Below are 14352 nucleotides of genomic sequence, written 5' to 3' on the forward strand. Positions count from 1 at the left end.
GCACTTGGCAAGGCCAAAATCAGCAGCACTGCTGCCCTTGGCAAGCCAATCTCAAGCGAGCAAGAACGAAATCCCAAGAGAACAAGAGAACTACAAGAGAACTACAAGAACAATCCAAGTCCCCGCCACTATCGAAGGCCGTCCTGTCTCGGGTAGGGTCCTTCCTCGAAGTCCGAAAAGCAAATCATGACCAGAGCCGCCGCCATCGCCCGTGCCCGTGAGGATTTCAATTCGGGCGCGTTCCTCGCCGAACTCGACCGCCGCGTCGCCTTCAAGACCGAGAGCCAGAATCCGTCGCGCGGCCCCGAGCTGCGCGCCTATCTGGAACAGGAGATGCAGCCGGCGTTCGCGGAGCTCGATTTTCAAAGCCGCATGGTCGAATCTCCCAGCGGCAAGGCGCCGTTCCTGTTCGCCGAGCATCACGAGAGCGCATCCGCCCCGACCGTGCTGATTTACGGCCATGGCGACGTCGTCGACGGCATGGAAGGCGAGTGGCGCGATGGCCGCGATCCCTGGCGCACGACGGTTGCGGGCACGCGCCTCTACGGCCGCGGCACCGCCGACAACAAGGGCCAGCACAGCATCAACATGGCGGCGCTCCGCGCGGTGCGCGAGGCCCGCGGCGGCAAGCTCGGCTTCAACGCCAAATTCATCGTCGAGATGGGCGAGGAGATCGGCTCGCCCGATCTCGGCAAGGTCTGCGACCTCAATCGCGATGCGCTCAAGGCCGATCTGTTCATGGCCTCCGACGGACCGCGGCTGTCGGCAGATCGCCCGACACTCTTCCTCGGCTGCCGTGGCGGCATCCGCATCCATCTCGACGTCAATTTGCGCGATGGCGGCCATCATTCCGGCAATTGGGGCGGCGTGCTCGCCAACCCCGCGACCATTCTGGTCAACGCGATCTCGACGCTGGTCGACGGCCATGGCCGTCTCCAGCTCGATGCCCTGAAGCCGCCGCGGCTCACCAACCAGATCCGCAGCTATCTTGCGGACGTGGACGTGGTGCCGACCGCGGACGAGCCGGCGCTGGCGGAGAACTGGGGCGAGGAAGGCCTGTCGGCGGCCGAACGCCTCTATGCCTGGAACACGTTGGAAGTGCTGGCGATGTCGTCCGGCAATATCGAGAAGCCGGCCAACGCCATTCCCGGCCATGCCAATGCCGTGCTGCAACTGCGTTTTGTCGTCGGCACCAAGGTCGACGGCCTGATCGAGGCCGTCCGCGCGCATCTGGTGCAAAAGGGTTTCCCGATGGTCGAGGTGCGGGCCGCACAGAGCTTTGCCGCCTCGCGTACCGATTTCGACAGCCCCTGGATCAAATGGGCGGCGGATTCGGTGCGGGAAACTACCGGCAAGGCGCCGGCGGTGCTGCCGAACTTCGGCGGCTCGCTGCCGAACGACGTGTTTTCCGAGATCCTGGGCCTGCCGACGATCTGGGTCCCGCACTCCTATCCCGGCTGCTCCCAGCATGCGCCCAATGAGCACATCCTGCTGCCGTTGACCGAAGAGGCCTTGACGGTGATGGCCGGCCTGTTCTGGGATCTCGGCGAATTGCCCAAACCACTTACCTGAGCCGTTAACCTGAGCGGCGATCCAGTCGAAAGTCACATTCTAATCCGGCCTGATTTGTGCTTGCATCCGGCCGCATCATCCTGAAAGGGGACCAAAAAAGTGAAGCATTTCCGTCACATCGGGCTCGCGCTCGCCGCGACCTTCGTCGTCAGCCAGGCCGGGGCCCAGGAGCTGACCGGCACGCTGAAGAACATCAAGGACACCGGTGCCATCACGCTGGGCTTCCGCGACTCCTCCATCCCGTTCTCCTATCTGGACGACAACCAGAAGCCGATCGGGTTCGCGATGGACATCTGCTACAAGATCGTCGACGCCGTGAAGAAGGAACTCAAGCTCGACAAGCTCGAGGTCAAGCTCAATCCGGTGACCTCGGCGACCCGCATCCCGCTGATGGCCAACGGCACCATCGACCTCGAATGCGGCTCGACCACCAACAATGCCGACCGCCAGAAGCAGGTCGCCTTCACCAACACCCACTTCCTGACCGCCAGCCGCTACGTGTTCAAGAAGTCGAGCGGCCTGAAGTCGATCGATGATCTCAAGGGCAAGACCGTGGTCTCGACTGCCGGCACCACCAACATCAAGCAGCTCACCGAGGCCAATGTTGCGAAAGGCCTCGGCGCCAACATCATCCCGGCCAAGGATCACGCCGAATCCTTCCTGATGGTCGAGACCGATCGCGCGGTCGCCTTCGTGATGGACGATATCCTGCTCGCGAGCCTCGTTGCCGGCTCGAAGTCGCCCGACGACTACGTCATCTCCAAGGACGCCTTCTCCAAGCCCGAGCCCTACGGCATTATGCTGCGCAAGGACGACGCGCCGTTCAAGAAGGTGGTCGATGCGGCGACCGCTGCGCTCTACACCTCGGGCGAAGGCCAGAAGATCTACGAGAAGTGGTTCACGGCCAAGATCCCGCCGAAGGGGCTCAACCTCAACACTCCGATCTCGGCCGAGCTGAAGAACGAGTTCGCCAAGCCGACGGACTCGCCGAACCCGGACGACTACAAGTAAGCTGAGTTGTTCGCCTCTCCCCGCTTGCGGGGAGAGGAAGCAAATTCCGGCCATTCTGGAGGGAGTGGCCGGACATTTGCATAGACGTTTACGACATCTGTGATTGGCGCGTTCGCGCGAGGGACACGTGAACTACCACTGGAACTGGGGAATTTTCTTCGAGCCGAACCCGATGGGGACCGGCACCTATCTCGACATGCTGTTGTCGGGCCTGGTGCTGACCCTGAAGACGGCGGTGCTCGCCTGGATCATCGCGCTGGTGTTCGGCTCGCTCGTCGGCGTCATGCGCACGCTGCCGTCCAAGGCGGCCTACCGGTTCGGCTTCTGCTGGGTCGAGTTCTTCCGCAACATGCCGCTGCTGGTGCAGCTCTTCCTGTGGTTCTTCGTGCTGCCGGAACTGCTGCCGAAATCCGCCGGCCTGTGGCTGAAGCAACTGCCGAATGCGCCGTTCTGGACGGCCGCGATCGGCATCGGCTTCTTCATGTCGGCGCGCGTCGCGGTGCAATTGCAGGCGGGCATCGGTTCGTTGCCGCGCGGGCAGAAGATGGCGGCGACCGCGCTCGGGCTCACCACCGTGCAGGGCTATCGCTACGTGCTGCTGCCGATGGCGTTCCGCATCATCCTGCCGCCGCTGACTTCCGAGTTCCTCAACACCATCAAGAACACGGCGGTGGCCATCACCATCGGCCTGATCGAGCTGACCGGACAGGCGCGCTCGATGCAGGAATTCTCGTTCCAGGTGTTCGAGGCCTTCACCGCCGCGACCATCCTTTATCTCCTCGTCAACGCCGTCGTCGTGACCGCGATGCGCTTCCTCGAGCGCTATGTCGCGATCCCCGGCTACATCACGGGGAAATAGCGCAATGTTCGGTAATCTCGATTTCGACGTCATCCGCCGCGCGCTGCCCTACCTGTTCTACGAGGGCATGACGTTCACGGTGACCCTGACGGCGCTGGCGGGCCTCGGCGGCCTGATCTTCGGCACCGCGATCGCGTTGATGCGACTGTCGGGCTTCAAGGTGCTCGGCCGCATCGCCGGCGTCTATGTCGACTTCATGCGCTCGCTGCCGTTGGTGCTGGTCATCTTCTGGTTCTACTTCCTGGTGCCCTATATCGGGCAGTGGGTGACCGGCGCGTCGCGGCCGATCAGCGTCGGCGCGTTCGCCTCCTCGCTCATCACCTTCATCATGTTCGAGGCGGCGTACTTCTCCGAGATCATGCGCGCCGGCATCCAGTCGATCTCGCGCGGCCAGCCCGCCGCCGCCAACGCGCTCGGCCTGACCTACGCCCAGACCATGCGCTACGTCGTGCTGCCGCAGGCGTTCCGCAACATGCTGCCGGTGCTGCTGACGCAGACCATCGTGCTGTTCCAGGACACCTCGCTGGTCTACGTGCTCTCGATCCCGGACTTTCTGGGCGCGGCGAGCAAGGTCGCGCAGCGCGACGGCCGCCTGGTCGAGATGTACCTGTTCGCCGCCGTCGTCTACTTCACCATTTCCTGTGTCGCGTCCTTCGGCGTGCGTCGCCTCCAGGCGCGCATCGCCATCATTCGATAGAGCGTGTCGGTCATGATCGAAATCAGCCACGTCAACAAATGGTACACCCCGACCTTCCAGGTGCTGACCGACTGCACCACCAGCGTCACCAAGGGCGAGGTCGTCGTGGTCTGCGGTCCCTCGGGTTCGGGCAAGTCGACGCTGATCAAATGCGTCAACGCGCTCGAGCCGTTCCAGGAGGGCGACATCAGCGTCGACGGCACCAAGGTCAACGATCCCAGGACCGACCTGCCGAAGCTTCGCTCGCGCGTCGGCATGGTGTTCCAGCACTTCGAGCTGTTCCCGCATCTCAAGATCATCGAGAACCTCTGCCTTGCCCAGCAGAAGGTGCTGGGACGGCCGTACGACAAGGCGGTGGCGAAAGGCATGCAGCTCCTGGAGCGCGTCGGCCTGAAGGAGCAGGCGCAGAAATTCCCGGCGCAGCTCTCCGGCGGCCAGCAGCAGCGCGTTGCGATCGCGCGCGCGCTCGCGATGGATCCGATCGTCATGCTGTTCGACGAGCCGACCTCGGCGCTCGATCCTGAAATGGTCAGCGAGGTGCTCGACGTCATGGTCGATCTCGCCCGCGAGGGCATGACCATGATGGTCGTCACGCACGAGATGGGCTTTGCCCGCAAGGTCGCCAACCGCGTGATCTTCATGGATCGCGGCGAGATCGTCGAGGACGCGGCGAAGGAGGATTTCTTCGGCAAGCCGCGCAGCGACCGCGCGCAGAAGTTCTTGTCGAAGATTCTGTCGCATTAACCGGCGCCGTCATTCCGGGGCGATGCGAAGCATCGAACCCGGAATCTCGAGATTCCGGGCTCATTCGCTTTGCGAATGCCCCGGAATGACGGATCGAGGGTTTATCGGGCTCGCTAAATCTCCTATACCCGTGGCCAAATCCCCTTTTCCCGCCAGGAGACCTGCCTTGGACTCGATCGCCTACGTCAACGGCTCATTCGTCCCGCTCTCGGACGCCAAAATCTCGGTTCTCGACCGCGGCTTCCTGTTCGCCGACGGCATCTACGAGGTCTCGGCCGTGCTGGACGGCAAGCTGGTCGACAACGCCTCGCATCTGGCGCGGCTGGAGCGTTCCGTCGGCGAGATCAGCTTGAGGCTGCCGGAGACGGTCGACCGCATCACCGAGCTGCAGAAGGAACTGATCGCGCGCAACAAGCTCGGGAGCGGCCTCGTCTATCTCCAGGTTACGCGCGGCGCCGACAAGGGCCGCGACTTCCCGTTCCCCAAGGCTGATGTCAGGTCGAGCCTGGTGATGTTCACCTCGGAAAAGGACATCATCAATGCCGCCTCGGCCAAGACCGGCATCAACGTGATCACCGTGCCCGACATCCGCTGGGAGCGGCGTGACATCAAGAGCGTGGCGCTGCTGGCGCAGGTGCTGGCGAAGCAGGCCGCGGCGGAGGCCGGTGCAGGCGAAGCCTGGATGCTGCAGGATGGATACGTCACCGAGGGCGGTTCATCGTCGGCGTTCATCCTGACGAAGGACGATGTCATCGTCACGCGCAAGAACTCCAACGCGATTCTGCCGGGCTGTACGCGCAAGGCCGTGATCGCGCTCGCGGAAGAACGTCAGCTCCGCGTCGAGGAGCGGTCCTTCACGGTCGCCGAGGCGCTGGCCGCCAAGGAAGCCTTCATCACCTCGGCCTCGTCGTTCGTGCAGCCGGTGGTCGCGATTGATGGCAAGACAATCGGCGACGGCAAGCCCGGCCCGATGGCGACGCGTCTGCGCGAGATCTACGTGGAATTCGCCAAGGCGACGGCGGTTTAGGACGCACCTCAGGTGTCATCGCCCGCGAAGGCGGGCGATCCAGTACTCCGTGACGCCCGTGAATGAATCGAGAGGCTGCGGCGTACTGGATGCCCCGCCTTCGCGGGGCATGACAGTTGAGCGTGTGGTAGCGGCGTTGCGTCCAGCACGCCGCCACTGACACCACCCCTCACGCCACCGACGCCTTCACCTTCACCGGATGGACCGCGCGGAACGAGATCGCGATCCTGTTCCACGCGTTGATGGTGCCGATCAGCGTGGTGAGGTTGACCGTCTCCTGCTCCGAGAACTGCGCGCGGACCTGCTCGTAGATGTCGTCGGGGGCGTGCGTCTCGGAGATCAGCGTCACCGCTTCGGTCCAGGCCAAGGCGGCGCGCTCGCGATCGGTGTAGAGCGGAGATTCGCGCCAGGCATTGAGAAGATAGAGCCGCTGTTCGGTCTCGCCGCGCTTGCGGGCGTCCTCGGTGTGCATGTTGATGCAGAAGGCGCAACCGTTGATCTGCGACGCCCGTGTCTTGACCAGTTCGATCAGGGATTGCTCCAGGCCGCTGGCCTTGATCTGATCGTCCACCGCGATCAGGGCTTTGAGCGTGTCGGGCGCGGCCTGATAGTAGTTCATGCGGGGCTTCATGGTCGTTCTCCTTTTGCTGGGGTGACGTCAGTGGGCTCCACCGGCCGAGGTCTGGCCGGGCTTCTTCAGGAAGAGGACGGCGATCAGGGCCACGATCAGCGCCATGCCGAGCAGGTAGAAGGTGTCGCTGAAGGCCAGGATATAGGCCTGCTTCTGCACGATATGGCCGATTGCGACATAGGCACGATGCGACGCATCCGCACGATCGAGGATGCCGTGATTGACGAAATATTGAGTGAGCTGTTCCAGCCGCGTGCGGGTGGCCTGCTCGAACATCGAGACCGACTGCATCAGAACGTTGGAGTGATACTGCTCGCGCTTGGTCAGCACGGTCTGGAGCAGCGCAATGCCGATGGCGCCGCCGAGGTTGCGCATCATGTTGAATAGGCCCGATGCGGAGCCGGCATTCTCCGGCTCGATTCCGGCCGTGGCGACGGCCGAGAGCGGCGCGAATACAAACGCCTGTCCGACAGCACGAACGACGTTGGGCCAGAACAGCTGATCGGTGGCGTAGTCATTCGTCATATAGATGTTCATGAAATTGGAAGCCGCGAACAGCGCAAAGCCGACGCCGATGATGATCCGGGCGTCGAAGCGTTGCATCAGCCGCGGCACCAGAGGGATCAGCAACAGCTGCGGCAAGCCGGTCCAAGCCAGAACCATGCCGATCTGTTCGGCATTGTAGCCCTGGATGCGCGACAGATAGACCGGCATGATGAACACCGAACCGTACAGCGCGATACCGAGCAGGAAGTTGGCGAGGATGCCGAAGCCGAAATTGCGGCGAACCAGCAGACGCAGGTTCAACAGCGGCTTCTTCGCAGTCAGCTCGATCACGAGGAAAGCGGTCAACGCAATGACGGCGATAATGGACAGTTTGACGATGAAGGGCGAGCCGAACCAGTCGTCCTTGTTGCCTTCTTCCAGCACGGTCTGCAGCGCGGAGAGGCCGATCGCCATGGTGACGATACCCGGCCAGTCGCCCTCGCGCAGCAGCGACAGCTTCATCGGCTTCGCTTCCAGCGAGAACCACAGCATCGCGATCATCAGCGTGCCGGGAACCAGGTTGACGTAGAAGATGTACTCCCAGCCCCAATTCTCGGTGAGATAGCCGCCGATGGTCGGGCCGATGGCGGGTGCGAATGTCGCAGAGATCGCAAACAGCGCAAGTCCGATCGGCTGTTTCGCCTTCGGCAAGAGCGTGATGATCAGTGTGAACGCCATCGGGATCAGCACGCCGCCGCTAAAGCCCTGCACGGCGCGAAGGACGATCATTTGCGGCAGGTCCTGCGCCAGCGCGCAGGCCGCCGAGAACACCAGAAATAAGATCGCGTTGGTGAGGAGGTAGATGCGGATCGAGAACACCTGGGCGAGCCAGCCCGACAGCGGGATCACCACGATCTCCGCGATCAGATAGGAGGTCGAGATCCAGCCGCCGTCGTCGATGCCGGCGCCGATCGCGCCCTGGATGTCGGCGAGCGAGGCGTTGACGATCTGGATGTTCAGCACCGCCATGAAGGCGCCGAGCGTCGCGCCGATCACCGCGATCCAGGTCTTGGCCGACACGGCCGGAATCGTGGGAGCCGCGGCCGGCGCGGGGAAGTTGGCGGCGGAGGCGGCGTTGACGGTCGGTTGGAGCGTGCTCATGGAAGCCTCGTCTCGGTTACGGAGACAGGATGCGCTGGGTGGATGGTTTCGATAATCGAGGAAGTCCTGGAAGGATCATGCGGCAGGGCTTGATAATCCTGCCGCATGCCCCTCGACGTCAGCCGCCGTTCGGGCGCGAGGTGTTGTCAGCGAGGCGCTTTGCCGTCTCGCGCTCAGCCAGCACAGCGGCCTTGGTGTCGACGGTCGGCACCGCCGACATGCCGGGCCGCAGCAGGCCGGTGAGGCTGTGATCGTCGAGCACGATCTTCACCGGGACGCGCTGCACGATCTTGGTGAAATTGCCGGTGGCGTTATCGGGCGGCAGCAGCGCGAATTCGAGCCCGCTGGCCGGCGACAGGCTGTCGACATGACCGCGCAGGGTCTGGCTGCGGAAGCTGTCGACGCGCAGCTCGACCGGCTGGCCGGCGCGGACATGGGTGAGTTGCGTCTCCTTGAAGTTCGCGACCACATAGACCGCATCGAGCGGCACCACCGCCATCAACTGCGTGCCGGACTGCACGTACTGGCCGACGCGCAAGCTACGGGCGCCGACCGTGCCGTCTACCGGTGCGGTGATCTCGGTATAGGACAGGTTCAACGCCGCCTGCTGCGCGACCGCGCGGGCGCGTTCGAGCTGGGCCGTGGCCTGGGCGCGCTGGGTGGTGAGCACGTCGACCTTGCGCTGTGCGGCCAGAAGGCCCGATTTGGCGTGCTGCAATTGCGCGTTGCTGGCGCGCAGCGCCGCATCGGTCTGCTGCGCGCGCTGGATCGTGCCGGAGCCCGACTTCATCAGGTCGTCGTAGCGGGCGCGTTCCTCCTGGGCGAATTTCAGATTGGCGTCCGCAGCCGTGACATCGGCCGTGCTCTGCTCGATGATCGGCTGTTGCAGTTCGAGCTGGGCATCGAGGTTGCGCACGGAAGCCTCCGCGGCGGCGACATCGGCGCGGGCCTGATCGAGCGCCGCCTTGAAGTCGCGATCGTCGATCCTGGCCAGCACCTGGCCGGCCTTGACCTTTTCGTTGTCGCCGACCAGGACCTTCGCGATGTAGCCGGAAACCTTCGGCGCGACGATCGTGGAGTCCGCCTTGACATAGGCGTCGTCGGTCGTCTCGAGATAGCGGCCGTTGATCCAGTAGTCGTGTCCGTAATAGACAACCGCTGTCGTGCCCGCGAGGAGTGCGAGTATCAGGGTCGCGCGCCGGAGCTTGTTACGGATCGGCACAAGCTGCGGCGACTTGGAATAATCTTGAGTGATTTCAGTTGCTTGCTGAAAGTTCTCGGTGCGGGGCATCTCGGACATGACGGTCTCCTATCGGCTGGCAGGGACTATCGGTCTTTCCAGTTCGAGCGATAATCGGCGAAATGCCGGAAGGATTATCCATTAGGGGTGGATAGTCCGGGGGCTCGCCCTACTGTGTGGTCTACCGGACCAGACGTGCGACTGCCCCAGAGCGATTGCCGCACCTGTCGAGCGATTGCTGCTAACCCATGCGCCATGTCACACGCGGGATGATCTGGTAGATAATCGGGGCGAAAACCTTGAGATTATCGATCAAGAGCGGATAATCAGGCGGCATGGACCGATTGACCAGCCTCGAAGTCTTCAGCCGGGTGGTCGAGACCGGCGGCTTCTCCGCAGCAGCCCGCAAGCTCAACATGTCGACCACCATGGTGAGCAATCACGTCCAGGCGCTGGAAGACCGGCTCGGCGTGAGGCTGCTTCAGCGCACCACGCGCAGGGTCAACCTCACCGAGATCGGCAAGGCCTATTACGACCGCTGCGTCCAGATCCTCGCCGATATCGAACAGGCCGACGATATCGCGAGCGAATTGCAGTCGGTGCCCCGCGGCACGTTGCGCGTCCACGTCGCCACGCACATGGTCCCGTTCGTCGCGCCGGTTGTGGCGAAACTCCTGTCGGCCTATCCGGAGCTCAAGATCGATTTGCGCATGGGCGAGGCCGATGTCGATCTCATCGAGGAAGGCTACGACGTTGCCCTGCGCATGACGCCGCCGCCGGATTCGAGCCTGATCGTGCGGAGCCTCGCCACCTGGCGTCACGTGCTGTGCTGTTCCCACGAATATATCGAGAAGCACGGCCGGGTGCAGAAGCTCGACGAGCTCGCTGCGCATAATTGCGGCCGTCACCTGAACTATCCGTTTGGCGATGAATGGCGCTTCCTCGATCGCAAGGGCACGCCGGCATCGGTACGGATATCCGGCAGCTTCGTCACCAACAGCGGAGAAGCGCTGCGGAAGGTCGCGCTGGGGGGCGCTGCCGTCTGCCTGATGGCGGGGTTTCTCATTCAGGACGACCTCGAGGCCGGCCGCCTCGTGCGCCTGTTGCCGGAATATCGGACGGTCGAGCTGTCCATGAACGCTGTCTATCCGCACAAACATCATCTGTCGGCGAAGGTGAGAACCTTCATCGACATGCTGGTGGCGCACAGCGCCGAGCAGCAGAAGCTGATCAATCCTTATTCATGACCGGTGCGGCGGCGGCAGCCGCCCGAACACGCCGTCAAGCGCGATGCCGATCGCGAGCAAGCGACGATCGCTGCCTGCCGGGCCGTCGAGCTCAAGGCCAATCGGCAATTTGCTCGTCGCGCCGAGCGCGATCGGAATCTGGACACGGGAATGCCGGCATTGCTGCCGGGATCGGTGTTTCACGTCAACCGTGGGCGCGCATTTCTGCCGGCGATGCCGTGATCACATCGGCGAGACGCCGTTCGACCTCCGGCTTCACCTTCGCGACCGCGATGTCCTTGACTGGGCCGTAGCCACGGATCTCCATCGGAGCCTTGGCGATCGCAATGAAATCGGGCAGGCGCGCCGCGTCGAGTTCGTGGAGCATTCGTTCGATCACGCCCTCATACCAGGAGATCAGCTCCCGCTCGGTGCGCCGCTCGGCGGTGTAACCGAACGGATCGAGCGGCGTCCCGCGCAACCCCTTCAACCGCGCGAGCAGGGCAAGCGGCGTCTGGATCCACTGGCCGAAGGCGCGCTTGCGCGGACGGCCACGGGCGTCGCGTTCGGACGGCAGGAACGGCGGCGCAAGGTGATACTGGACGCTAAAACCGTCCTCGAACTCGCGCTTCAGTTCGTCGAGGAAGCCGGTCTGCATGTGCAGGCGCGCCACCTCGTACTCGTCCTTGTAGGCCATCAGCTTGAACAGCACGCGTGCGACGGCCTCGGTCATCGCCTCGCTGCTCAGCGCAGCTTCGGCGTTGCGAACCTTATTGACGATCGTCCGGTAGCGTGCCGCATAGGCCGCGTTCTGATAAGCGGTGAGGAAATCGGCGCGGCGGGCGATGAGCTGGTCGAGCGTCTCGGTTTTGGGCGTATCGTCCGCCCTCGGCAGAGAGTCCGGATCGGCGGCGGCGATCCGGCCCCAGGCAAAGGCCTGCTTGTTGCGCTCGACCGCGATGCCGTTGAGCTCGATCGCGCGCAACAGCGCTTGCAGCGAGACGGGGATCAGTCCGCGCTGCCAGGCAAAGCCCAGCATGATGATGTTGGCATAGACGGCATCGCCCAGCAGCCGTTCGGCCAGCGCGTTGGCGTTGATGGTGTCGAGATTGTCGTTGCCGACGACCTGCCGGATCGCGCGCAGGCGGGCGGGCGAAGCGAGATCGGCGTCGCGGAAGCGGACGACGTCGCCGGTCGGCATCTCCGCCGTGTTGACAGCGGCGCGCGTACCGCGGCGATAGGTGCCGGACGCCTTCGGCGCGGAGCTGACGACGAGGTCGCAGCCGATCAACGCATCGGCCGCGCCCTGGTCGATGCGGACCTGGTGCAACGCTTCGGGCGAGGCGGCGAGGCGGATGTAGCTCAGCACCGGGCCAAACTTCTGCGCAAAGCCGGTGAAGTCGAGGACCGAGACGCCGCTCCGTTCGAGATGCGCGGCCATGCCGATCAGCGCGCCGACGGTGATCACGCCGGTGCCGCCGACGCCTGTTACCAGCAGGTCGTAGGGACGGTCGAGCGCGACGGGAGCGGGCAGGGGAAGCGTCGCCGCGCGGCCGACCGCGTCGATCTGGCTCGCGCTCTTCTTCCGGCGCGTCGCGCCTTCGACAGTCACGAAACTGGGACAGAAGCCGTTGAGGCAGGAAAAATCCTTGTTGCAGGTCGACAGGTTGATTTGCCGCTTGCGGCCGAACGGCGTCTCCTTCGGCTCGACGCTGAGGCAGTTGGATTCGACCGAGCAGTCGCCGCAGCCCTCGCAGACGAGGTCGTTGATGTAGGCAAAACGCTTGGGGTCGGCCATCTGCCCGCGCTTGCGGCGGCGCCGTTTCTCGGTGGCGCAGGTCTGCTGGTAGATCAGGACGGAGACGCCGGAGACCTCGCGCAGCTCGCGCTGCACGGGGTCCATTTCCTCGCGCGGATGGATGGTGACGCCGATGGGCAGGTCCGCCGGCGAAAATTGCGCGGGATCGTCCGACACCAGCGCGATGCGCGCCACGCCTTCAGCACGGACGCTATGCGCGATGGCATGGACACTGATGGGGCCGTCGACCGGCTGGCCGCCGGTCATGGCGACGGCGTCGTTGAACAGGATCTTGTAGGTGATGTTGGCCTTGGCGGCGATCGCCTGCCGGATCGCCATCGAGCCGGAGTGATAGTAGGTGCCTTCGCCGAGATTCTGGAAGATGTGCCTGTTGCCGGTGAATCTCGATGACGCTGCCCAGTTCACGCCCTCGCCGCCCATCTGGATCAGCGACGACGTCTCGCGGTCCATCCAGCTCGCCATGAAGTGGCAACCGATGCCGGCCAGCGCCTTCGAGCCCTCAGGCACCTTTGTCGACGTGTTGTGTGGGCAGCCCGAGCAGAAATAAGGCGTACGTGTCGCACCGCTGACGTTGATCGTGCGGGCGGCTTCAGGCATCAAGGCGGCCGCGCGTGCGGCGAGATTGAGGCCCGGAAACATCGGATCGAGCCGGCGGGCGAGCACGCCAGCCAGCGCACGCGGCGACAATTCGCCGATCCAGGAGATCAGCCGCGCCCCTCGCTCGTCATGCTTGCCGACCATGCGCTCGGGCTTGGTGCCGGGATAGTCGTAGAAATACTCCTTGAACTGGCTCTCGATGATGCCGCGCTTTTCCTCGACAACGAGGATCTCGCGCTTGCCCTTCACGAAGTCCATCGCGTCATGTAGCGCCAGCGGCCAGACCATGCCGACCTTGTAGACGTCGATGCCGATGCTGCGGCAGGCCGCCTCATCGAGGCCCATCAGCCGCAGCGCTTCCATCAGGTCGAGATGCGCCTTGCCTGTGGTGACGATGCCGTAGGTGGCGTTCGGAATGTCGTAGATGTGGCGGTCGATCGGATTGGCCTTTGCGAAGGCATAGACCGCGTGCTTCTTCGCCTCCAGCCGCTCCTCGATCTGCGGTCCCGGCAGGTCCGGCCAGCGATAATGCAGGCCGCCCGGCGGCGGCGTGAAGTCGGGCGTGCGGAAGGCGCGCGGCGGGCGCAGCGCGACGGATGCGCCTGACTCCACGATCTCCGAGATCGCCTTGAAGCCGACCCACATGCCGGAGAAGCGGCTCAGCGCGTAGCCATATTCGCCGAACGCCAGATATTCGCCGACATCGGCTGGATGCAACGTCGGCATGAACCAGCTCATGAAGGCGACGTCGGACTGGTGCGGCATCGAGGAGGAGACGCAGCCATGGTCGTCGCCGGCGACCACCAGCACGCCGCCATGAGGCGAGGAGCCATAGGCATTGCCGTGCTTGAGCGCATCGCCGGAGCGGTCGACGCCGGGACCCTTGCCGTACCAGAGCCCGAACACGCCATCGACCTCGCGCTCCGCTTGCGTCTCGACTTGTTGCGAGCCGAGCACGGCGGTTGCCGCGAGGTCCTCGTTCACGGCCGGAAGGAATTCGATGCGGTCCCGCTTGAGGCGCTCCTGGATGCGCCACAGCTCGAGATCGATGCCGCCGAGCGGCGAGCCGCGATAGCCGGAGATGAAGCCGGCGGTGTTGAGACCGCGCATACGGTCGCGCTTCGCCTGGTCGAGTGCGATGCGGACGATGGCCTGCGTACCCGTGAGGAAGACGCGGCCGTCCTCGCGGTCGTAGCGGTCGGAGAGCTCGTAAGCGTCGAGTGACGGAATGGCGTCCATGGTGGACCTCGCGCGGCATCCTGCCTGAAGCTGGAAGATTATG

The 14352-nt window shown here is 64.1% G+C and carries 11 protein-coding genes and 1 pseudogene; 7 read left to right on the forward strand and 5 right to left on the reverse strand.

Annotation, left to right across the window (positions count from 1 at the left end):
- Positions 1-186 precede the first annotated feature (186 nt).
- The 6 genes from AB5K84_RS07690 (at position 187) to AB5K84_RS07715 (ending at position 5910) form a co-directional block, all read left to right on the forward strand.
- On the forward strand, positions 187-1572 hold the full coding sequence (locus AB5K84_RS07690) for a M20 family metallopeptidase (protein WP_011090328.1): 1386 nt from the start codon (positions 187-189) through the stop codon (positions 1570-1572).
- Positions 1573-1671: 99 nt separating this feature from the next.
- Positions 1672-2583, forward strand: a complete 912-nt coding sequence (locus AB5K84_RS07695; RefSeq protein ID WP_011090327.1) for an amino acid ABC transporter substrate-binding protein — start codon at positions 1672-1674, stop codon at positions 2581-2583.
- A gap of 127 nt (positions 2584-2710) precedes the next feature.
- Entirely contained in the window at positions 2711-3442 is a 732-nt protein-coding gene (locus tag AB5K84_RS07700) for an amino acid ABC transporter permease (RefSeq protein WP_011090326.1), read from the forward strand.
- A 4-nt stretch (positions 3443-3446) separates the two neighbouring features.
- Positions 3447-4139: an amino acid ABC transporter permease gene (locus AB5K84_RS07705; protein WP_011090325.1), complete on the forward strand. Its 693-nt coding sequence runs from the start codon at positions 3447-3449 to the stop codon at positions 4137-4139.
- A gap of 12 nt (positions 4140-4151) precedes the next feature.
- Positions 4152-4883 carry an amino acid ABC transporter ATP-binding protein gene (locus AB5K84_RS07710; RefSeq protein ID WP_011090324.1) on the forward strand — a complete coding sequence of 244 codons (732 nt, stop codon included), beginning with the start codon at positions 4152-4154 and terminating at the stop codon, positions 4881-4883.
- Positions 4884-5049: 166 nt separating this feature from the next.
- Positions 5050-5910: a D-amino-acid transaminase gene (locus AB5K84_RS07715; protein WP_038967356.1), complete on the forward strand. Its 861-nt coding sequence runs from the start codon at positions 5050-5052 to the stop codon at positions 5908-5910.
- Between the two features lie 169 nt (positions 5911-6079).
- On the opposite strand, the gene AB5K84_RS07720 is transcribed toward AB5K84_RS07715, so the two are convergent.
- The 3 genes from AB5K84_RS07720 to AB5K84_RS07730 form a co-directional block, all read right to left on the reverse strand.
- Positions 6080-6541: a carboxymuconolactone decarboxylase family protein gene (locus AB5K84_RS07720; protein ID WP_011090322.1), complete on the reverse strand. Its 462-nt coding sequence runs from the start codon at positions 6539-6541 to the stop codon at positions 6080-6082.
- A gap of 27 nt (positions 6542-6568) precedes the next feature.
- Positions 6569-8188, reverse strand: a complete 1620-nt coding sequence (locus tag AB5K84_RS07725) for an MDR family MFS transporter (protein WP_011090321.1) — start codon at positions 8186-8188, stop codon at positions 6569-6571.
- Between the two features lie 118 nt (positions 8189-8306).
- Positions 8307-9488 (reverse strand): HlyD family secretion protein, encoded by a 1182-nt coding sequence (locus AB5K84_RS07730; RefSeq protein ID WP_011090320.1) that lies wholly within the window; start codon positions 9486-9488, stop codon positions 8307-8309.
- Positions 9489-9763: 275 nt separating this feature from the next.
- On the opposite strand from AB5K84_RS07730, the gene AB5K84_RS07735 reads away from it, so the two are divergent.
- Positions 9764-10675, forward strand: a complete 912-nt coding sequence (locus tag AB5K84_RS07735; protein WP_011090319.1) for a LysR family transcriptional regulator — start codon at positions 9764-9766, stop codon at positions 10673-10675.
- On the opposite strand, the pseudogene AB5K84_RS07740 reads toward AB5K84_RS07735, so the two are convergent.
- Together AB5K84_RS07740 and AB5K84_RS07745 are read right to left on the reverse strand one after the other, a co-directional pair.
- Positions 10670-10854 (reverse strand): annotated as a pseudogene (locus AB5K84_RS07740) (indoleacetamide hydrolase); the annotation flags it as partial. The gene AB5K84_RS07735 and the pseudogene AB5K84_RS07740 overlap by 6 nt on opposite strands.
- A 5-nt stretch (positions 10855-10859) precedes the next feature.
- Positions 10860-14309 (reverse strand): indolepyruvate ferredoxin oxidoreductase family protein, encoded by a 3450-nt coding sequence (locus AB5K84_RS07745; protein ID WP_097532504.1) that lies wholly within the window; start codon positions 14307-14309, stop codon positions 10860-10862.
- Positions 14310-14352: the final 43 nt, after the last annotated feature.

Source organism: Bradyrhizobium sp. 1200_D9_N1_1, from assembly GCF_052075915.1.
Lineage (GTDB): Bacteria > Pseudomonadota > Alphaproteobacteria > Rhizobiales > Xanthobacteraceae > Bradyrhizobium > Bradyrhizobium diazoefficiens.

Coding starts and splice junctions, on each gene's coding strand:
- AB5K84_RS07710 (WP_011090324.1), top strand. CDS start 4,152: ATGATCGAAATCAGCCACGTCAACAAATGGTACACCCCGACCTTCCAG.
- AB5K84_RS07735 (WP_011090319.1), top strand. CDS start 9,764: ATGGACCGATTGACCAGCCTCGAAGTCTTCAGCCGGGTGGTCGAGACC.
- AB5K84_RS07690 (WP_011090328.1), top strand. CDS start 187: ATGACCAGAGCCGCCGCCATCGCCCGTGCCCGTGAGGATTTCAATTCG.
- AB5K84_RS07730 (WP_011090320.1), bottom strand. CDS start 9,488: ATGTCCGAGATGCCCCGCACCGAGAACTTTCAGCAAGCAACTGAAATC.
- AB5K84_RS07720 (WP_011090322.1), bottom strand. CDS start 6,541: ATGAAGCCCCGCATGAACTACTATCAGGCCGCGCCCGACACGCTCAAA.
- AB5K84_RS07705 (WP_011090325.1), top strand. CDS start 3,447: ATGTTCGGTAATCTCGATTTCGACGTCATCCGCCGCGCGCTGCCCTAC.
- AB5K84_RS07725 (WP_011090321.1), bottom strand. CDS start 8,188: ATGAGCACGCTCCAACCGACCGTCAACGCCGCCTCCGCCGCCAACTTC.
- AB5K84_RS07745 (WP_097532504.1), bottom strand. CDS start 14,309: ATGGACGCCATTCCGTCACTCGACGCTTACGAGCTCTCCGACCGCTAC.